The organism is Pseudomonas sp. GD03842, from assembly GCF_029841165.1.
Classification (GTDB): Bacteria; Pseudomonadota; Gammaproteobacteria; order Pseudomonadales; family Pseudomonadaceae; genus Aquipseudomonas.
On record NZ_JAOCEA010000013.1, the window covers coordinates 152,728 to 171,178 of the forward strand.

Consider the following 18,451-nt stretch of genomic DNA (forward strand, 5'->3'; position numbering starts at 1 on the left):
GACAGCCGGTCTTACCGCTTCCTATTATTAAAATTATGCAACTGGAGTGTTAAATGAGCTTTTTCATTTCCAACGCCATGGCCGACGCGGCCGCCCCTGCGGCTGCAGGTCCGGCGGGCTCGGGCTTTGAATGGATTTTCCTGGTCGGTTTCCTGGTCATCTTCTATCTGATGATCTGGCGCCCTCAGGCCAAACGTGCCAAGGAACAGAAGAACCTGCTGAACAATCTGCAGAAAGGTGACGAGGTCGTTACTTCCGGCGGTATTGCGGGCAAGATCAACAAAGTGACCGACGACTTCGTCGTGATCGAAGTGTCGGACACCGTCGAGCTCAAAATCCAGAAGGGCGCGATCGCTGCCACCCTGCCCAAAGGCACCTTGAAGGCCATCTGATTCCCGTTTTTTACCCATCGTCGGGGCGCGCAAGGCGCCCCGCGTTTTAAGCAGGCGGCGTGATGTTGAACAAATACCCTCTGTGGAAATACATCCTGATCCTGGCAGTGCTGGCGGTCGGTTTTATTTATTCCGCACCCAATCTCTATCCTGACGACCCGGCCATTCAGGTCAGCGGCACCAGTACGGCGCTGCAGGTCACTCAGGCGGACCTGGATCGCGTAAGCAAGGCGCTTACCGATGCTGGCATCGCGGTCAAGGGCGCGTCTCTTGCCGAGAATGGCAAGGGCGGTTTGTTGCGTCTGACCAAGCAGGAAGACCAGCTCCCGGCCAAGGATGTCACGCGTAAGACACTGGGCGACGATTACGTCGTTGCACTGAACCTGGCACAGACCACGCCGCAGTGGCTGCATAGCATCGGCGCTCGTCCGATGAAGCTGGGTCTGGACCTGTCGGGCGGCGTGCACTTCCTGTTGGAAGTCGACATGGAGAAAGCGCTCAGTGCGCGTCTCAACGTTTATGAAGGTGAAGTCAAGAGCCTGCTGCGCAAGGAAAAGTTGCGGTATCGCAGCCTGCCGCAGGACAACGGCGCCATTCAGTTGGGCTTCAGCGACACCGATTCCCGCGAGCAGGCACGTGCCCTGATTCGCAAGGATTACAGCGATTTCGACATCACCACCAGTGACCGTGGTGAAATGCCGATCCTGCGTCTGGCGATGACGCCGGCCAAGATCACCGAAATCCGTGAATATTCCATCAAGCAGAACCTGACCACCGTTCGCAACCGCGTCAACGAGCTGGGCGTCGCCGAGCCGCTGGTGCAGCGTCAGGGCGCCAACCGCATCGTGGTCGAGCTGCCGGGCGTGCAGGACACTGCCGAAGCCAAGCGTATTCTCGGCAAGACCGCCAACCTGGAGTTCCGCCTGGGCGCTGGCCCTGACGACACCAAGGCGACTACCGAGACGTTCGAATTCCGTGAAGGCGGTCGTCCGGCGGCGGCTGTCGAGCGTGGTTTGATCATCACCGGTGATCAGGTCACCGATGCTCAGGCCAGCTACGACGAGCATGGCCGTCCGCAAGTGAACATCAAGCTCGATGGTCACGGTGGTGATCTGATGAGTCGCGCCACCCGTTCGAACGTGGGGCGCAGCATGGCGGTGATCTTCATCGAGCAACGCCCGGTGACCACTTACGTCAAGCAGACCGTGGATGGCGTAGAGAAGGAAGTGCCGGTCCAGACGTTCAAGGAAGACAAGAAGATCATCAGCCTGGCGACCATCCAGTCGCCGCTGGGCAGTCAGTTCCGCATCACCGGGCTGAACGGCCAGGGTGAATCTTCCGAACTCGCGCTGTTGTTGCGTGCCGGTGGCCTGGCTGCGCCGATGTACTTTGCCGAAGAACGTACCATTGGCCCGAGCCTGGGTGCGGATAACATCACCAAGGGTATCGATGCATCCCTGTGGGGCATGCTGTTCGTGTCGCTGTTCATCATCGCCATTTACCGTTTCTTCGGTCTGATCGCGACCGTGGCACTGGCCTTCAACATGGTCATGCTGTTGGCCCTGATGTCGATCCTCGGTGCTACGCTGACCCTGCCGGGTATTGCGGGTATCGTGCTGACGATGGGCATGGCGGTCGATGCCAACGTGCTGATTTTCTCGCGGATCCGCGAGGAACTGGCCAACGGGATGAGCGTTCAACGGGCGATCCACGAAGGTTTCGATCGTGCTTACACCGCGATTCTCGATGCCAACCTGACCTCGCTGCTGGTCGGCGGCATTCTCTACGCCATGGGCACCGGCCCGGTCAAAGGCTTCGCCGTGACCATGTCCCTCGGTATCTTTACCTCGATGTTCACAGCCATCATGGTGACCCGCGCAATGGTCAACCTGATTTACGGCGGCCGTGACTTCAAGAAGCTGTGGATTTAAGGGGCTGCCATGAAACGTACGATCAACTTCATGGGCGTGCGCAACATTGCGTTCGCCCTCACCATGCTCCTCACCGTCCTGGCGTTGTTCAGTTGGTTCCACAAAGGACTTAACTTTGGCTTGGACTTCACCGGCGGTACGCTGATCGAACTCACCTACGAGCGGCCTGCCGATCTGGGCAAGGTGCGTGAAGAACTGGCGGGTGCGGGTTATCACGAGGCCGTGGTGCAAAGCTTTGGCGCGACGACTGATTTGCTGGTGCGCATGCCGGGTGAAGACCCGCAGTTGGGTGCCCAGGTTGCCGAAGCGCTGCGTAAAACCGGTGGCGACAACCCGGCCACGGTGAAGCGCGTTGAATTCGTCGGGCCACAAGTCGGTGAAGAACTCCGTGACCAGGGCGGCATCGGTATGCTCCTGGCGCTTGGCGGTGTCCTGATTTACGTGGCTTTTCGCTTCCAATGGAAGTTTGCGGTGGGCGCGATCATTTCCCTGATCCACGACGTGGTCGTGACGATGGGTATTCTCTCGTTCTTCCAGATCACGTTCGATCTGACCGTACTGGCAGCCGTGCTGGCGATCATCGGTTACTCGCTCAACGACACCATCGTGGTATTCGACCGGGTTCGTGAGAACTTCCGTCTGCTGCGCAAGGCGTCGCTGATCGAAAACATCAACATTTCGACGACGCAAACCCTGCTGCGGACCCTGGCGACTTCGATCTCGACCCTGCTGGCGATCATCGCGCTGTGGATCTTCGGCGGCGACAGCCTGCATGGCTTTTCGGTAGCGCTGTTCATCGGCGTGCTCGCGGGTACGTATTCGTCGATCTACATCGCCAACGTGGTGCTGATCTGGCTCAATCTGCGTTCCGAAGATCTTCTGCCACCAGTGGCGACGGAGAAAGTTGACGACCGTCCATAAACATCTCTCCGGACCGGTCATCACGTAAAAAGGCGCGAGCATGAACTCGCGCCTTTTTTTGTGCTCCAAGGCTGGGAGTGGTGCGAGCAATCGCGCTGAATATGGTCAGGAGGTTCAACGTGAACAAGTCGTTGCTAGTCGGTGCGGTATTGGGTGCTGTCGGTGTGACTGCCGGTGGTGCTTTGGCCACCTACAGCCTCGTAAAGAACAACGGTCCTGAGTACGCCGAAGTACTCGCCGTCGAGCCTGTCAAAGAACAGATCAAAAACCCACGCCAAGTGTGCAAGGACGTTGCCGTGACTCACCGCGCACCGGTGAAGGATCAGCATCAGATCGTCGGCACTGTCGTCGGTGCCCTGGCCGGTGGCCTGCTGGGTAACCAGGTAGGTGGTGGCAACGGCAAGAAGATTGCCACCGTCGCCGGGGCGGTGGGTGGTGGTTATGCCGGTAATAAGGTTCAGGAAGGCATGCAGAACCGCGATACGTACACCACCACAGAAACCCGCTGCAATACGGTCAACGACATCAGCGACAAGGTCGTGGGCTATAACGTGAAATACAAGCTCAATGACAAGGTCGGTCAGGTTCGCATGGACCGCGATCCGGGCAATCAGATTCCCGTCAACAAGGACGGTCAGTTGGAGCTGAGCCAGGCAGGTCAGTGAGATTTAACAAAAGCACCCCTCTTGTAGGGGTGCTTTTTTATGTGCGTGATTCGCCTTTCCACACTCAGATCGCACCTGCTTCTTTAATATGTAGAAAGTATTGACTCGGTACTAACTATATATTTTTTATTTGCATTCCCGCCGCGTAAGCTTTTTTCAGGTGGCCGAGAAGGGCTGATTCCCTGTTCGGGCCGCCTGAATAATTCCAATAAAAAGCTACACCATGCGGGAATAACAATGCACAAGAGCCCTGTATCTCTAGGCCTCACGTCCGCTGCTCTGGGACTGAGCCTAACCTTCCCCGGCTTTGCCGAAGCCGAGTTCTTCGAAGACAGCAAAGCTGATCTCGAATTTCGCAATTTCTACTTCAACAGCGATTACCGTCAGCCGGGCGCAAGCCAGTCCAAACGCGACGAGTGGGCCCAAGGGCTGATTCTCAACTATGAGTCCGGTTTCACCGAAGGCACAGTCGGCTTCGGCGTAGACGCCATCGGTCTGTTCGGTCTGAAACTGGACTCGGGCCCGGACCGACGCAACTCCGGCTTGCTTCCGGTGGGGGATGACAAAGCCCCGGACGACTATGGTCGGGCGGGTGTGACGGCCAAGGCTCGGATTTCGAAAAGCGTTCTGCGGGTCGGCACGCTGCTGCCGAGGCTACCGACCGTCCTGCCCAACGATGGTCGGCTCCTGCCGCAAACATTTCGCGGCGCACAGGTGACCTCCAAAGACATCACCGACATGACCCTAAATGTCGGTCGGCTGACCAGCAATACCGAGCGCAACGACAGCGGGCACGAGGACATCGAGGCGGAAGGCAAAGGTATCAAGGGCGGCCGCCCGAGTGACAAGTTCGATTTCGCCAGCGCCAGTTACAACTGGACCAAGGGGCTGACGACCTCCTACAACTACGGCGGTCTGGAGAATAACTACAAACAGCACATCGTCACGTTGCTGCACAGTTTTCCACTGGGCGAATCGCAGTCCATCAAGAGCGATCTGCGCTACGCCCGCTCGCTTAAGGACGGGAATACCAACATCGACAACACCGCAGTGGGTGCGCGTTTCACCTACAACGTGCGCGGGCACGGATTCGGCGTCGCCTACCAGAGAATGAGCGGTGAAACCGGCTTTCCGCACTTGGCCGGAACAGACTCCTTCCTCGTCAACTACGTGATGATCTCCCCAGATTTCGCCAACCCAGAAGAGCGCTCGTGGCAAGCCCGCTATGACTACGACTTCGCCGCCGTCGGCCTGCCTGGCTTGACCTTCATGACGCGCTATCTGCAAGGCGACAACTTCGCCCGTGGCAATAAAGAAGGCACGGAGTGGGAGCGCAACACCGACATCGCCTATGTGTTTCAGAGCGGAATGCTGAAGAACCTCGAGTTGAAGTGGCGTAACGGCACCTATCGCAGCAATGGCGGCAACAACATCGACCAGAACCGCGTCATCGTCAGCTATACGCTGCCGCTGTTCTAAGTCGCGCTGGACACTATTTCCAACAACGCTCAACCCTCGGCCACGACCGAACCGGAGCCTGAAATGCCCACAAGAAAAACGTTGATCCACCTGGCAGTCGCTTTTGCTCTCTTCAACAGCTATGGCGCTTATGCAGCCAATACCGCCGACCTGCCGTGCGCGACCACCGAGCAGTGCGCGGCTCAAGCCGCGAAGATAGGCGCCACCGTCGATAAGTCGAAAACCAGTGGCAGCAAGACGGACAGCCAGTTTTCCTGGTTGAACCGGATCAACAAGGCATCCATCGTGATGCTCACCGAAGAAGGGATCGTCAAACCCGAGATGGGTCAGAAGATCGCCACCGGTGTGCGCTATGCCATCGATCAGGCAGACCAGCCCAATGGGAAGCGCCCGAGCGATGTGCTGCAGCTTGAGCAGATCATGACTGACAAGATCGGGCCGGAGGCTTCGCTCATTCACTCCGGGCGCAGCCGTCAGGACATGCTCGCCACCTACCGCCTCGCGAAGTTGCGGTCTGAGGTGCTGGCGTACGTCGACGCGCTGAACGCGACCCGCAAGCGGCTGCTGGAGCTTGCGGACAAAAACGTCGACACGCTGATCCCCGCTTACACCAACGGTGTGCAAGCGATGCCGATCACTTACGCGCATTATCTGCTGGCGTTCGAAGCGGCGTTCGATCGCGACGGCCAGCGTGTTCGTGAACTGTACCAGCGGCTGAACCTCAGCCCGATGGGTACCGCGGTGTTGGCTAACTCGGCCTATCCGCTGAATCGTGAGCGCATGGCAGAGCTGTTGGGCTTCGATGGGGTACGAGAAAACTCACTGGATTCCAGTCAAGTCTCGACCTACGACATTCCGATCGAAGCGGCGAATATCGCGTCTTCCTCGGCCATTCGCATCGGTGCGTTGATAGGCGACATCCATACCCAATATCACCAGATTCGTCCGTGGCTGCTGCTGGACGAGGAAAAGACATACACCAGCAGTGCCATGCCTCAGAAGCGCAATCCCGGCTTGTTGATGCGGGCGCGAGAGTCGGCATCCGATGTCGTCGGGCTGGCTCAGGCCGTGACCTTGCGTGCGCACAACGTCACAACAGGCATGACCGACTATAAGTTCGCCTTCGATTCGCTGGGTGTCTTCGATTCGACCAAGGACATGTTCGGTGCCATGGACGCTGTGCTCGATGCCTTGCAGGTCAATCCACAACGCGCTCGCGAGGAACTGGAGAACGAATGGACGACGTCGATGGAGCTGGCCGACACTCTGGAGCGCACTCAGAAGGTGCCGTTCCGCATTGGTCACAGCTTTGCCTCGTTGATTGTTGAGCAGGCGCGTGATCAGGGCCTGACGCCCAAGACATTCCCTTACGCTGACGCGCAGAAGCTTTTCACCAAGGCCGCCGACAAGTATCAATGGAAGGCGAATACCCTGCCGCTGGATGAGGCTACTTTCCGTGCCGCGCTCTCACCGGAAAACATGGTGAAAACCCGTAAGGGCACTGGCGGCCCGCAGCCAGAAGAGGTCAAGCGCATGCTGGCCGAAGCACACAAGACGCTGGACTCGGATCAGGCATGGCTGCGCGAACGTCGCGAGAAGCTGACGCAGGCTGAGGGTAAGCTGGACCAGGCCTTCGAGAAGCTGCTGTCCTCCAAACAGTAATTGCTGCCTAACGCTGCGCGCGGTGGGCTTGCTGAAAGGTGAAGGTGGATTCGATAGCGTGTTATCGCATCGGCTGACGCATCCGAGGGCAAGCTCGCTCCGTGTAGCTTATGTGTCCGTGGCGGGGTGGGGCGGCTACGAGGATGCCCTTGCGGTCAGTGCTCCCCGCTCCGATGCACGCTGCCAGCGAGTGATTGCCAGGCATGCCACACAGTTACCCAGCACATTGGTTAACACGCGACATTTCATCAAACGCTCGACACCGAGCAACAACCCCACGCTGTCCACTGGCACGATGTGCAACAGATTGAGCGTCGCAATCAGGGTGAAGAACGCCGATCCGGCCATGCTCGTAGAGCCCAATGACGTGACCAGTGAAATCAGCAGCAATGTCAGCAACTGCGCGCCTGTCAGCTCGATGCCTGCCATCTGCGCTAGAAACAGCACCGCGATAATCAGGTAGATATTCGAACCACTGAGGTTGAAGGTGTACCCCGTGGTCAACACCAGGCGCGTGAGTTGGCGGTCGCAGCCAAGGGTCTGCATTTTTTCGATGAGGCCCGGAAGGGCCGCGACCGACGACCCGGTGAACGTCACCAACAGTAGCTGCTCCTTGATGTGCTTTACGAGTGACCACAACGGCAGCCCGCAAACCTGGGCGATGGGCGCCAGCACCAGCACGATGAACGCTGCACTGGCCAGATACATCACGACGATAAATTTGATCAAGGGCAGGGCCGCGGCTGGGCCGAATTTGCCGATGGTGAAGGCGATGGCGCCGAAGGCCGCCACGGGCGCGAATTTCAGAACCCCTCTCAGGCCTTGGAACAGCCAATCGACGGCTCGCTCCAACGCTTTGTGCAAGGGGCGGGAATAGCGATGGTGGCGGGCCCGGCCCAGGAGAAGGCCGGTCAGCAGGCCGGCCAGCATGATCTGCAGGATGGGATTCTGGGTCAGTGCGTGGACGAGGACTTTGCCTGCGGATGCCCAGGAAAACCCGGTGTCAGCAACGGGCGCGATAATCAGTGTCGCTGCAGAGGGCGTCGTCAAGGTGTCGGCGCCAGGTTGGGTCAGTTGGGCAACGAGGCCGGCCAGCGCCAGTGCGATCACCGCCATGACTTGGAAATACAGCACCATCCTGCCCGCTACGCCTCGTTGCCCGCTGGGCAGCCCAGCGACTCCGGAGGCGATCAGCAGGAACATCATGACTGGCATGAGCCAGCCAATGATGCGGATAAAGCCGTCGCTCAGTGGCTTCATGCTCACCGCCAATTGCGGATCGAGCACACCCAACAATGCTCCGCACAGGAGGGCGAGGAGCAGTTGCAACGTAGTGCTGGTGAAAACCCTGAGGCGCATGGGCGTTCCGGAGCTGGCGTATTTATTGTTATGAGCGCGCCTTGTCAGGCCGCTGAGGATTGGGCACGCTTGCCGAGCGTTGCCGCATCGACCGGGCAGCCATCATAAAACCTCGTTGCGGGATAGACCACCATGGAGCTTCGTCATCTGCGCTATTTCGTCATGGTGGCCGAAGAGCGTCATTTCACTCGTGCGGCTGCGCGTTTGAACATGCAGCAACCGCCCCTGAGTCAGCAGATTCGCGCACTGGAAGAGGAACTGGGCTTCGAGTTGTTCAAGCGCCATCCCAAAGGCGTTGACCTGACGGCCGGTGGCCACGTGTTTCTCCAAGAAGCGCAGGATATTCTGACGCGGGTCAAGGAAGGGGCTGACAAGGCTGCCCGGGCCGCCCACGGCATTGAGGGGCAATTGACTGTTGGCTTCACCAGTTCTGCGGCCACGCACCCTTTGATCCCGCGCATCGTTCGGGCGTATCGCGAGCGCTTTCCAGGGGTGGCCGTTTCGTTGAAAGAGGGCAGTGCGCAGCAGTTGACCGATGCGACGATCGACGGCAGTGTCGATGTTGGCATTCTCAGAGCCCCTGTCAGCCGTCACCAGCGCATCCAGTTTCACCGTCTGCTCAATGAAGAGATGTTTCTGACATTGCCCGTCGGGCATCGGCTACTGATGGGGTACAGCGGCGTGGGAGAGGCGCCTGCGATTTCCCTCAAGGACTTGGCCGATGAACAGTTCATTCTGGTGCGGCGGCCCGGTGCCCCCGGCATGTACGCCAATCTCATCACGGCCTGTCAGAACGCGGGCTTCAACCCAAGCATCGCTTTCGAGGTCGAGCGGATGCTCACCAACGTCAGCCTCGTTGCGGCGGGTGCGGGTGTTTCGATTGTCCCGGCGTCGATGCGGGACGTGCACAAGGAAAGCGTCGTCTATTGCCCGATTGCCAATGCCAAGCCGCGGCTGCATGCGCCCATTACCTTGGTCTGCCGCAGCTTCAACCCGCTCCCGCCCCTGCAGAACTTCATCGGCCTGTCTCGCGAGTTGAGCGGCCGTTCGCGAGGTACCCGGTAGTGCCTGTGCATTGCTGGGGGAGGGGCGCGATGAAGCCATGCGCGAGGCACAAAAAAACCGGCACGAGGCCGGTTTTCTGATGGTAGTGCAGTTCAGCGCTTCAGTGATGCGGGCACGAACGGAGCGATCGAGGTCAACACGGCTTTGAAGCACTTGGTATTGCCTGCGACGATGTGGCCTTTTTCCAGGAAGTCATGGCCGCCATTGAAGTCGCTCACCAAGCCACCCGCTTCCTGGATCAGCAGCGCGCCGGCGGCCATGTCCCACTCCGAGAGGCCCGACTCCCAAAATGCGTCGAAGCGCCCGGCAGCCACGTAGGCCAGATCCAGGCTGGCTGCGCCCGCACGACGGATGCCGGCAGTCTGGCCAACCAGTGAGCGGAACATGTTCAGGTAGTTTTCCAGATTGTCCATCTGGTTGTCGCGGAAGGGGAAGCCGGTGCCCAGCAGGGCGCCTTCCAGGCTCTTGCGAGGGCTGACGCGCAGGCGACGGCCGTTCAACTGTGCGCCACGGCCGCGGGTTGCGGTGAATTCTTCCTGACGAACCGGATCCAGCACGACAGCGTGCTCCAGGCGGCCGCGGTATTTGCAGGCGATGCTGACGGCGAAGTGAGGGACACCGCGCACGAAGTTTGTGGTGCCATCCAGTGGATCGATGATCCAGAGGTAGTCGGCGCCTTCGCCCGTGCCTTCTTTCAGGCCGCTTTCTTCGCCGAGGATGCCGTGGGTCGGGTAAGCCTTGAGCAACGCATCGATGATGGTCTTCTCGGCTGCACGGTCGACCTCGGTGACGTAGTCTTTGGCGTCTTTTTCATCGACCTTGATGCTATCCAGGCGCTCGATGGAGCGGAAAATCAGTTCGCTGGCACTGCGGGCGGCGCGCAGCGCGATATTCAGCATGGGCTGCATGGATAAATCACCTAGGTCGTTAAAGAGAGCCGGGCATTCTAGGGGTTCTCGCCGATGATTTCCAGAGCGAGTGCGGTGTTGTCACTGCGTCCGGTCGCCTCATCGAAGGTGGATACGTGCGGCTCAAAGGTGTATGAAAAGGCGCTGGAGCAGCGCTTCGTGGCGTTGGCCTCGGTGCTTCTGTAACATTCCTCCCCCCTTATCACCTGCAAGTGAGACTTCAGCCGTGCTGCAAAACATTCGTGTGGTTCTGGTCGGTACCAGTCATCCGGGCAATATCGGAGGCGCGGCACGTGCCATGAAAAACATGGGGCTTTCGCGGCTGGTGCTGGTCGAGCCGGCACACTTTCCCCACGCCGATGCGGATGCCCGCGCCGCCGGCGCCAGCGACGTGCTGGAAGGTGCGCAGGTTGTCTCGACGCTCGAAGAGGCGCTGGTGGGCTGTACCTTGGTGATGGGCACCAGTGCGCGCGATCGCAAGATTCCCTGGCCGATGCTCGATCCGCGCGAAGCGGGTGTCATGTCGGTGGAACACGCTGCGCAAGGCGAAGAGATCGCGCTGGTGTTCGGCCGTGAATACGCAGGGCTGACCAACGAAGAGCTGCAGCGGTGTCATTACCACGTTCACATTCCATCGGACCCGACGTTCAGCTCGCTGAATCTGGCGGCAGCGGTGCAGGTGCTCAGCTACGAGGTGCGCATGGCGTGGCTGGCGACCGAGGGGCAGGCCAACGAGGTCGAGCAGGCCGAGCCCAGGGTCGAGCGCGTGACGATGGATGACATGGAAAAATTCTATGAGCATCTTGAGGCCACTCTGGTGAACATTGGCTTCCTCGACCCGGACAAGCCTCGGCATCTGATGGCCAGATTGCGTCGTTTGTACGGTCGCTCGGAAATCGACCGATCTGAAATGAGCATATTGCGTGGCATCCTCACCGAAACCCAGAAAGCGGCCAACGGTGAGCCCTACAAGCGGAAGGATCAGTGATGTTCGAGCGTTTGCGAGAAGACATTCAAAGCGTGTTTCACCGTGACCCGGCAGCCCGCAACGCGTTTGAGGTGCTGACGTGCTATCCCGGTATGCACGCCATCTGGCTGCATCGATTGTCCGGCTGGTTGTGGGGCAAAGAGCTCAAATGGCCTGCAAGGATGGTTTCGAATTTCGGACGCTGGTTGACCGGCATCGAGATCCACCCTGGTGCCAAGGTCGGTCGCCGTTTCTTCATCGATCACGGCATGGGGATCGTCATCGGCGAGACAGCCGAAATCGGCGATGACGTGACGCTGTATCAGGGCGTGACGCTGGGGGGAACGAGTTGGAATAAAGGCAAGCGCCATCCGACCCTTGAGTCCGGCGTGGTCGTAGGCGCCGGGGCGAAGGTGCTGGGCCCGTTCACTGTCGGTGCCGGGGCGAAGGTCGGCTCCAATGCTGTGGTAACCAAGCCGGTTCCAGCGGGCGCGACCGTTGTGGGCATTCCGGGGCGGATCATCGTCAAGGCTGATGAAAGCGATGCGCAGGCCAAGCGCAAGGCCCTGGCCGAGAAGATCGGCTTCGATGCCTATGGCGTCGGTGAAGACATGCCTGACCCGGTCGCCCGTGCCATCGGCCAACTGCTTGTCCATCTTCAAGCGGTGGATGTGCGCATGGAAGACATGGGCAAGGCGCTGAAGAGTCTGGGCGGCGAATACCGAGAAAAGGAGCTGCCCGAACTTCATCAGGAAGTATTCGATTGCATCAAGGAGCGCAACCAGACCAAGGTCGGTCAAGGTATTTGACGCAAACGGTGCTGAAGGCGTCGTGGAAACGTACTATTCGACGGGTGGTTTTGCTATTATGCCGCCCGCTCTTTGTCGGTAATTCCGACTGCTGCGCTAGGTCTTATAGTTGACTTAAATACTCGGAAATAGCATACTCGCTCCCATTCCGAACCTCCGCGGTACACGTCATGCGACTGACTACAAAAGGCCGTTACGCTGTCACTGCCATGCTGGATCTGGCTTTGCACGCGCAGCATGGGCCGGTGTCTCTGGCCGATATTTCCGAGCGGCAAGGGATTTCCCTTTCCTACCTCGAGCAACTGTTTGCCAAGCTGCGCCGCAGCAATCTGGTCTCCAGTGTGCGTGGGCCGGGCGGTGGCTATCAGCTGTCCCGAAACATGCAGGGCATTCAGGTCGCCCAGGTGATCGATGCAGTCAACGAATCGGTCGATGCCACGCGCTGCCAAGGGCTCGGTGATTGTCATGCTGGCGATACCTGTCTGACCCACCACCTGTGGTGCGACCTCAGCCAGCAGATTCACGAATTTTTAAGCGGTATCAGCCTGGCCGACCTCGTCACTCGCCGTGAAGTGCAGGAAGTCGCCCAGCGTCAGGATCTGCGTCGTTGCGGTAACAAGACGCACTTTCTGGACAAGATCGAAACATCCGCCGTTGAGTGAACGCAGATGAACGCGCGGCGTGCCTGCCCGATAGGAGATATTCAATGAGATTGCCGATTTACCTCGATTATTCCGCGACGACTCCGGTCGATCCGCGTGTTGCGCAGAAAATGAGCGATTGCCTCCTGGTCGATGGCAACTTCGGCAACCCGGCTTCGCGTTCTCACGTCTTCGGCTGGAAAGCGGAAGAGGCTGTCGAGAATGCCCGCCGTCAGGTGGCCGATCTGGTGCATGCCGATCCGCGTGAAATCGTCTGGACCTCCGGCGCCACTGAATCCGACAACCTGGCGATCAAGGGTGCCGCGCATTTCTATGCCACGAAAGGCAAGCACCTGATTACCAGCAAGATCGAACACAAAGCCGTACTCGACACCATGCGCCAGCTTGAGCGCGAAGGTTTCGAAGTGACTTACCTGGAGCCGACCGAGGACGGTTTGATCACGCCGTCGATGGTTGAGGCGGCTCTGCGTGACGACACCATTCTCGTCTCGATCATGCACGTCAATAACGAGATCGGTACGGTCAACGACATCGCTGCGATTGGCGAACTGACTCGTTCGCGTGGCGTGTTGTTCCATGTCGATGCGGCTCAGTCCACGGGTAAGGTCGACATTGACCTGTCGAAGCTGAAAGTCGACATGATGTCCTTTTCCGCCCACAAAACCTATGGTCCAAAAGGCATCGGCGCGCTGTATGTGAGCCGCAAGCCGCGTGTGCGCATCGAGGCGACCATGCACGGCGGCGGTCATGAGCGTGGCATGCGTTCCGGTACCCTCGCGACCCACCAGATTGTCGGCATGGGCGAAGCGTTCCGTATCGCCAAGGAAGACATGGTCGCTGAAAACGCCCGCATCAAGGCGCTCAGCGATCGCTTCTACCAACAGGTCGAGCATCTCGAGGAGCTGTACGTCAATGGCAGCCTGACCGCTCGCGTGCCGCACAACCTGAACCTGAGCTTCAACTACGTCGAAGGTGAGTCGCTGATCATGGCGCTCAAGGACCTCGCCGTGTCGTCCGGTTCCGCCTGCACGTCGGCTTCGCTGGAGCCGTCGTATGTACTGCGTGCCCTGGGTCGTAACGATGAACTGGCGCACAGCTCGATCCGCTTCACCTTCGGCCGCTTCACCACCGAGGAAGAGATCGACTACGCCGCCCAGAAGGTCTGCGAAGCCGTGACCAAACTGCGCGCTCTGTCGCCGTTGTGGGACATGTTCAAAGACGGCGTCGACATCTCGAAGATCGAGTGGGCAGCACACTAATTTGAAGTCGCCACACGATGCGGCGCTTTGAAAACCGGGTTTTTGAAGTGCCGTGAGAGCGGCAGTGAAGTTCTGATGAGGATTTGAACCATGGCTTACAGTGAAAAGGTCATCGACCACTACGAGAATCCGCGCAACGTCGGCAAGATGAATGCGGAAGACCCTGATGTGGGCACCGGCATGGTCGGCGCTCCGGCGTGCGGCGACGTGATGCGCTTGCAGATCAAGGTGAACGAGCAGGGCATTATCGAAGATGCCAAGTTCAAGACATACGGCTGCGGTTCGGCCATCGCGTCCAGCTCCCTGGCCACCGAGTGGATGAAGGGCAAGACACTGGACGAGGCTGAGACCATCAAGAACACCCAACTGGCCGAAGAACTGGCACTGCCGCCGGTGAAAATCCACTGCTCGGTACTCGCTGAAGACGCCATCAAGGCGGCGGTTCGCGATTACAAGCAGAAGAAAGGTCTGCTCTGAGCAGCCTTGTACCTCTGGCAACAGTAAGGAGTCACGATGGCTATCAGCATGACTGAAGCTGCCGCCAACCACGTCCGTCGTTCGCTCGAAGGGCGCGGCAAGGGTGATGGCATTCGTCTGGGCGTACGTACGACGGGTTGTTCCGGGTTGGCGTATGTACTGGAGTTCGTAGATGAACCTGCGAGCGAAGATACGGTGTTCGAGCAGCATGGCGTCAAGGTGATCATCGATCCCAAGAGCCTGGTTTACCTCGACGGCACCGAGCTCGATTTCGTCAAGGAAGGGTTGAACGAAGGCTTCAAGTTCAACAACCCCAACTCGCGCGGTGAGTGTGGCTGCGGCGAAAGCTTCAACGTCTGAGGCTTATCGTGGGTACTCCTTGTCATTTCGCGTTGTTCGATCTTCAGCCCGCTTTCCTGCTGGATCTTGACGTGCTGGCCGCCCGCTATCGCGAGCTTGCCCGTAGCGTGCACCCCGACCGTTTCGCTGACGCCTCCGAGCGTGAGCAGCGGGTTGCGCTGGAGCGCTCGGCAAGCTTGAACGAGGCCTATCAAACGCTCAAGAGCGCGCCCAAGCGTGCGCGGTACTTGCTCGCGCTCAAGGGCGAAGTGCCGCTTGAAGTCACTGTGCATGATCCCGATTTCCTGATGCAGCAGATGCAGTGGCGCGAGGAACTCGAAGATTTGCAGGACGAAGCGGATCTGGACGGCGTTGCAGCATTCAAGCGTCGGCTCAAGAAGGCTCAGGAAGAACTCAACGAAAGCTTCGCGGCCTGTTGGGACGATGCTGCACAGCGCGAGCAGGCCGAACGGCTGATGCGTCGCATGCAGTTCCTCGACAAGCTCTCCTACGAAGTGCGCCAGCTCGAAGAGCGCCTCGACGATTAACCCCGCGTCGCCTCTGGGCGGCGCGCCAGTGATATCAGAACAGCAATGGCTCTACTGCAGATCGCCGAACCCGGCCAAAGTCCCCAACCCCATCAGCGCCGTCTGGCTGTCGGGATCGATCTTGGCACCACCAACTCGCTGGTCGCTGCGCTGCGCAGCGGTATCAGCGAGCCCCTGCCGGACGCCAACGGTCAGGTCATCCTGCCGTCGGCCGTGCGCTACCACGCCGACCGCGTCGAGGTCGGGCAGGCTGCCAAAGAAGCGGCGGCCGCCGACCCGCTGAACACCATCATCTCGGTCAAGCGCTTGATGGGTCGCGGCGTCTCGGATGTGAAGCATCTCGGTGGGCAGTTGCCATACCGTTTCATCGGCGGCGAGTCGCACATGCCGTTCATTGAGACGGTCCAGGGCGCGAAGAGCCCGGTCGAGGTCTCGGCTGACATTCTCAAGGTGCTCCGTCAGCGCGCCGAAGCCACATTGGGTGGCGACTTGGTGGGGGCAGTGATCACGGTGCCTGCGTACTTCGACGACGCTCAGCGCCAGGCCACCAAAGATGCCGCCAAGCTGGCTGGCCTGACGGTGCTGAGGCTGCTCAACGAGCCGACCGCGGCTGCCGTGGCCTACGGATTGGATCAGAACGCCGAAGGCATCGTCGCGATTTATGACCTGGGTGGCGGCACGTTTGACATTTCTATCTTGCGCCTGACCGGTGGCGTGTTCGAGGTCATGGCGACCGGGGGCGACAGCGCTTTGGGTGGTGACGACTTCGACCATGCCGTCGCCAGTTGGATCATCACCGAGGCCGGTCTTTCCGATGATCTCGATCCTGCAGCTCAGCGCAGCCTGATGCAGACCGCGTGCGCCGCCAAAGAGGCGCTGACCGATGCAGAGTCGGTCAGCGTCGCCTATGGCCCATGGTCGGGGATGCTGACTCGCGCTGCCTTCAATGCCCTGATCGAGCCGATGGTGTCGCGCAGCCTCAAGGCGTGTCGACGCGCAGTGCGCGATTGCGGCATCGAGCTGGAGGAAGTGCAGGCGGTCGTCATGGTCGGTGGCTCGACCCGTGTGCCGCGTGTCCGCGAAGCGGTGGGCGAACTGTTCGGCCGTCAGCCGTTGACGTCAATCGATCCCGATCAAGTGGTTGCGATCGGTGCGGCGATCCAGGCTGATACCCTGGCGGGCAACAAGCGTGACGGCGGGGAGCTGCTGTTACTTGACGTCATTCCGCTGTCCTTGGGCCTTGAGACCATGGGCGGGCTGATGGAAAAGGTCATACCGCGCAATACGACGATCCCGGTTGCTAGGGCGCAGGAATTCACCACTTATAAAGACGGCCAATCGGCCATGATGATTCACGTCTTGCAGGGTGAGCGGGAGCTGATCAGCGACTGCCGTTCATTGGCGCGTTTCGATCTGCGCGGTATTCCCGCCATGGTGGCAGGGGCTGCGAAAATTCGTGTCACCTTCCAGGTCGATGCTGACGGTCTGCTGAGCGTTTCTGCTCGCGAGTTGGCCTCGGGCGTGGAATCGAGCATTCAAGTCAAGCCGTCCTATGGCCTGACCGACGGCGAAATTGCCCGGATGCTCAAGGATTCGTTCCAGCATGCCGGTGACGACAAGGTCGCCCGCGTGCTTCGTGAGCAGCAGGTCGATGCGCAACGCCTGATCGAAGCGGTCGAAGGTGCCTTGGAGGCGGACGGTGAGCGTCTGCTCGACGCCGAAGAGCGCATGGTCATCGACATGCAGGTCGACGAACTTCGTGAACTGATCAAGGGCACCGACGGAGTGGCCATCGAGCAGCAGACCAAGCGTCTGTCGCAGGTGACCGACGCGTTCGCGGCCCGTCGTCTTGACTCGACGGTGAAAGCCGCTCTGGCAGGGCGCAACCTGAATGAGATTGAGGAATAACTGATGCCGCAGGTCATTTTTCTGCCCCACCACGAGTTTTGCCCGGAGGGCCTGGTGGTTGAGGCCCAGCCGGGTATCTCGATCCTCGAACTGGCGCACGAGCACCATATCGAGATGGAGAGCGCCTGTGGCGGCGTGTGCGCCTGCACCACGTGTCACTGCATCATCCGTGAAGGCTTCAATTCGCTGGAAGAGGCCGACGAGTTGGAAGAGGACTACCTGGATCGCGCCTGGGGGCTTGAAGCCACGTCTCGCCTGGCTTGCCAAGCCAAAGTCGGCACCGAAGACCTGACGGTCGAAATCCCGAAATATTCGCTAAACCATGCAGCTGAAGCGCCGCACTGACCGAGGGATTGTCATGAGCTACGGTTGGAATGACGTACAACGCATCGCCGAGGAATTGGCTGAGGCCCATCCGGGCCTCGATCCCTACTCGGTCGGGTTCGTCAGACTGCAACAGATGATTCAGCAACTGCCGGATTTCGACGACACCTCGGGTCGAGTCGGCGAGAAGGTTTTGGAGGCGGTGCAGACCCTTTGGGCCGCTGAAATAGACTGATCATCTCTGCACGTTAGGCAATACACCAGAACCCGCGTATAATTCGCGGGTTTAATTTTTCGCAACAATCACCGTTTCTGGAGTTTCACATGGCTGTTCAACGTACTTTCTCGATCATCAAGCCTGACGCAGTTGCAAAAAACGTCATCGGTGAGATCACCACTCGCTTTGAAAAAGCCGGTCTGCGCGTCGTCGCTTCCAAGCTGAAGCAACTGTCCAAGGCCGAGGCGGAAGGTTTCTACGCTGAGCACAAAGAGCGTGGCTTCTTCGGTGATCTGGTTGCATTCATGACCTCCGGCCCGGTTGTGGTTCAGGTTCTGGAAGGCGAAAACGCCATTGCCCGCAACCGCGAGCTGATGGGCGCTACCGATCCGAAGAAAGCAGACGCTGGCACCATCCGCGCTGATTTCGCCGAGTCCATCGATGCCAACGCCGTTCACGGTTCGGATTCCGAAGCCGCTGCTGCTCGCGAAATCGCTTACTTCTTCGCTGCTACCGAGGTAACCACTCGCTAAGCCGCCGCTGCGAGTGAGGGTGAATC

21 protein-coding genes are annotated in these 18,451 nt (G+C 59.4%); 19 read left to right on the forward strand and 2 right to left on the reverse strand.

The window, feature by feature from the left end; translation table 11 throughout:
• Positions 1-53: 53 nt before the first annotated feature.
• The 6 genes from yajC (at position 54) to N5D61_RS19090 (ending at position 7,050) form a co-directional block, all read left to right on the forward strand.
• Positions 54-392, forward strand: a complete 339-nt coding sequence (yajC, locus tag N5D61_RS19065; RefSeq protein ID WP_108235905.1) for a preprotein translocase subunit YajC — start codon at positions 54-56, stop codon at positions 390-392.
• A gap of 62 nt (positions 393-454) precedes the next feature.
• A complete protein-coding gene (secD, locus tag N5D61_RS19070; RefSeq protein ID WP_108235904.1) occupies positions 455-2,323 on the forward strand; it encodes a protein translocase subunit SecD in 1,869 nt (622 codons plus the stop codon).
• A 9-nt stretch (positions 2,324-2,332) separates the two neighbouring features.
• A complete protein-coding gene (secF, locus tag N5D61_RS19075) occupies positions 2,333-3,244 on the forward strand; it encodes a protein translocase subunit SecF (protein ID WP_279893846.1) in 912 nt (303 codons plus the stop codon).
• 119 nt (positions 3,245-3,363) lie between these two features.
• Positions 3,364-3,909, forward strand: coding sequence for a glycine zipper 2TM domain-containing protein (locus N5D61_RS19080; protein ID WP_108235902.1), 546 nt, complete (start codon positions 3,364-3,366; stop codon positions 3,907-3,909).
• A gap of 237 nt (positions 3,910-4,146) precedes the next feature.
• Complete coding sequence (locus N5D61_RS19085; protein WP_108235901.1) at positions 4,147-5,388, forward strand: OprD family porin; 1,242 nt, start codon at positions 4,147-4,149, stop codon at positions 5,386-5,388.
• 63 nt (positions 5,389-5,451) lie between these two features.
• Positions 5,452-7,050, forward strand: a complete 1,599-nt coding sequence (locus N5D61_RS19090) for an argininosuccinate lyase (RefSeq protein ID WP_279893847.1) — start codon at positions 5,452-5,454, stop codon at positions 7,048-7,050.
• Between the two features lie 135 nt (positions 7,051-7,185).
• Here N5D61_RS19090 and N5D61_RS19095 read toward each other — a convergent pair whose 3' ends face one another.
• Entirely contained in the window at positions 7,186-8,409 is a 1,224-nt protein-coding gene (locus tag N5D61_RS19095; RefSeq protein WP_279893848.1) for a cation:dicarboxylase symporter family transporter, read from the reverse strand.
• Between the two features lie 132 nt (positions 8,410-8,541).
• Between N5D61_RS19095 and N5D61_RS19100 the strand changes: the two genes are divergently transcribed.
• Positions 8,542-9,474 carry a LysR family transcriptional regulator gene (locus N5D61_RS19100; protein ID WP_279893849.1) on the forward strand — a complete coding sequence of 311 codons (933 nt, stop codon included), beginning with the start codon at positions 8,542-8,544 and terminating at the stop codon, positions 9,472-9,474.
• Between the two features lie 92 nt (positions 9,475-9,566).
• Here N5D61_RS19100 and suhB read toward each other — a convergent pair whose 3' ends face one another.
• Positions 9,567-10,382, reverse strand: coding sequence for an inositol-phosphate phosphatase (gene suhB / locus N5D61_RS19105; protein WP_108235897.1), 816 nt, complete (start codon positions 10,380-10,382; stop codon positions 9,567-9,569).
• Positions 10,383-10,436: 54 nt separating this feature from the next.
• On the opposite strand from suhB, the gene N5D61_RS19110 reads away from it, so the two are divergent.
• The 12 genes from N5D61_RS19110 (at position 10,437) to ndk (ending at position 18,425) form a co-directional block, all read left to right on the forward strand.
• A complete protein-coding gene (locus N5D61_RS19110; RefSeq protein WP_256600356.1) occupies positions 10,437-10,568 on the forward strand; it encodes a hypothetical protein in 132 nt (43 codons plus the stop codon).
• Between the two features lie 40 nt (positions 10,569-10,608).
• Complete coding sequence (gene trmJ, locus N5D61_RS19115; protein ID WP_279893850.1) at positions 10,609-11,370, forward strand: tRNA (cytosine(32)/uridine(32)-2'-O)-methyltransferase TrmJ; 762 nt, start codon at positions 10,609-10,611, stop codon at positions 11,368-11,370.
• Positions 11,370-12,158 carry a serine O-acetyltransferase gene (gene cysE / locus N5D61_RS19120; protein ID WP_279893851.1) on the forward strand — a complete coding sequence of 263 codons (789 nt, stop codon included), beginning with the start codon at positions 11,370-11,372 and terminating at the stop codon, positions 12,156-12,158. Before trmJ ends, cysE begins: the two co-directional genes overlap by 1 nt.
• A 170-nt stretch (positions 12,159-12,328) precedes the next feature.
• Positions 12,329-12,820 (forward strand): Fe-S cluster assembly transcriptional regulator IscR, encoded by a 492-nt coding sequence (iscR, locus tag N5D61_RS19125; protein ID WP_108235894.1) that lies wholly within the window; start codon positions 12,329-12,331, stop codon positions 12,818-12,820.
• A gap of 44 nt (positions 12,821-12,864) precedes the next feature.
• Complete coding sequence (locus N5D61_RS19130) at positions 12,865-14,079, forward strand: IscS subfamily cysteine desulfurase (RefSeq protein ID WP_108235893.1); 1,215 nt, start codon at positions 12,865-12,867, stop codon at positions 14,077-14,079.
• A gap of 90 nt (positions 14,080-14,169) precedes the next feature.
• Complete coding sequence (gene iscU / locus N5D61_RS19135) at positions 14,170-14,556, forward strand: Fe-S cluster assembly scaffold IscU (RefSeq protein ID WP_062383507.1); 387 nt, start codon at positions 14,170-14,172, stop codon at positions 14,554-14,556.
• Positions 14,557-14,592: 36 nt separating this feature from the next.
• Entirely contained in the window at positions 14,593-14,916 is a 324-nt protein-coding gene (gene iscA, locus N5D61_RS19140; protein WP_108235892.1) for an iron-sulfur cluster assembly protein IscA, read from the forward strand.
• Between the two features lie 8 nt (positions 14,917-14,924).
• On the forward strand, positions 14,925-15,443 hold the full coding sequence (hscB, locus tag N5D61_RS19145; RefSeq protein ID WP_108235891.1) for a co-chaperone HscB: 519 nt from the start codon (positions 14,925-14,927) through the stop codon (positions 15,441-15,443).
• A gap of 45 nt (positions 15,444-15,488) precedes the next feature.
• Complete coding sequence (gene hscA / locus N5D61_RS19150) at positions 15,489-17,351, forward strand: Fe-S protein assembly chaperone HscA (protein WP_108235890.1); 1,863 nt, start codon at positions 15,489-15,491, stop codon at positions 17,349-17,351.
• Positions 17,352-17,354: 3 nt separating this feature from the next.
• On the forward strand, positions 17,355-17,696 hold the full coding sequence (gene fdx, locus N5D61_RS19155) for an ISC system 2Fe-2S type ferredoxin (RefSeq protein WP_108235889.1): 342 nt from the start codon (positions 17,355-17,357) through the stop codon (positions 17,694-17,696).
• Between the two features lie 13 nt (positions 17,697-17,709).
• Positions 17,710-17,910: a Fe-S cluster assembly protein IscX gene (iscX, locus tag N5D61_RS19160; RefSeq protein WP_108235888.1), complete on the forward strand. Its 201-nt coding sequence runs from the start codon at positions 17,710-17,712 to the stop codon at positions 17,908-17,910.
• An 89-nt stretch (positions 17,911-17,999) separates the two neighbouring features.
• Positions 18,000-18,425, forward strand: a complete 426-nt coding sequence (gene ndk, locus N5D61_RS19165) for a nucleoside-diphosphate kinase (RefSeq protein ID WP_108235887.1) — start codon at positions 18,000-18,002, stop codon at positions 18,423-18,425.
• Positions 18,426-18,451 lie beyond the last annotated feature (26 nt).

What these genes read in the sequence shown, in the direction of transcription:
- iscR (WP_108235894.1), top strand. Translation starts at nt 12,329, where the DNA reads ATGCGACTGACTACAAAAGGCCGTTACGCTGTCACTGCCATGCTGGAT.
- iscX (WP_108235888.1), top strand. Translation starts at nt 17,710, where the DNA reads ATGAGCTACGGTTGGAATGACGTACAACGCATCGCCGAGGAATTGGCT.
- secD (WP_108235904.1), top strand. Translation starts at nt 455, where the DNA reads ATGTTGAACAAATACCCTCTGTGGAAATACATCCTGATCCTGGCAGTG.
- suhB (WP_108235897.1), bottom strand. Translation starts at nt 10,382, where the DNA reads ATGCAGCCCATGCTGAATATCGCGCTGCGCGCCGCCCGCAGTGCCAGC.
- N5D61_RS19110 (WP_256600356.1), top strand. Translation starts at nt 10,437, where the DNA reads ATGATTTCCAGAGCGAGTGCGGTGTTGTCACTGCGTCCGGTCGCCTCA.
- yajC (WP_108235905.1), top strand. Translation starts at nt 54, where the DNA reads ATGAGCTTTTTCATTTCCAACGCCATGGCCGACGCGGCCGCCCCTGCG.
- fdx (WP_108235889.1), top strand. Translation starts at nt 17,355, where the DNA reads ATGCCGCAGGTCATTTTTCTGCCCCACCACGAGTTTTGCCCGGAGGGC.
- N5D61_RS19100 (WP_279893849.1), top strand. Translation starts at nt 8,542, where the DNA reads ATGGAGCTTCGTCATCTGCGCTATTTCGTCATGGTGGCCGAAGAGCGT.
- ndk (WP_108235887.1), top strand. Translation starts at nt 18,000, where the DNA reads ATGGCTGTTCAACGTACTTTCTCGATCATCAAGCCTGACGCAGTTGCA.
- iscU (WP_062383507.1), top strand. Translation starts at nt 14,170, where the DNA reads ATGGCTTACAGTGAAAAGGTCATCGACCACTACGAGAATCCGCGCAAC.
- hscA (WP_108235890.1), top strand. Translation starts at nt 15,489, where the DNA reads ATGGCTCTACTGCAGATCGCCGAACCCGGCCAAAGTCCCCAACCCCAT.
- N5D61_RS19095 (WP_279893848.1), bottom strand. Translation starts at nt 8,409, where the DNA reads ATGCGCCTCAGGGTTTTCACCAGCACTACGTTGCAACTGCTCCTCGCC.
- N5D61_RS19090 (WP_279893847.1), top strand. Translation starts at nt 5,452, where the DNA reads ATGCCCACAAGAAAAACGTTGATCCACCTGGCAGTCGCTTTTGCTCTC.
- secF (WP_279893846.1), top strand. Translation starts at nt 2,333, where the DNA reads ATGAAACGTACGATCAACTTCATGGGCGTGCGCAACATTGCGTTCGCC.
- cysE (WP_279893851.1), top strand. Translation starts at nt 11,370, where the DNA reads ATGTTCGAGCGTTTGCGAGAAGACATTCAAAGCGTGTTTCACCGTGAC.
- iscA (WP_108235892.1), top strand. Translation starts at nt 14,593, where the DNA reads ATGGCTATCAGCATGACTGAAGCTGCCGCCAACCACGTCCGTCGTTCG.
- N5D61_RS19085 (WP_108235901.1), top strand. Translation starts at nt 4,147, where the DNA reads ATGCACAAGAGCCCTGTATCTCTAGGCCTCACGTCCGCTGCTCTGGGA.
- N5D61_RS19130 (WP_108235893.1), top strand. Translation starts at nt 12,865, where the DNA reads ATGAGATTGCCGATTTACCTCGATTATTCCGCGACGACTCCGGTCGAT.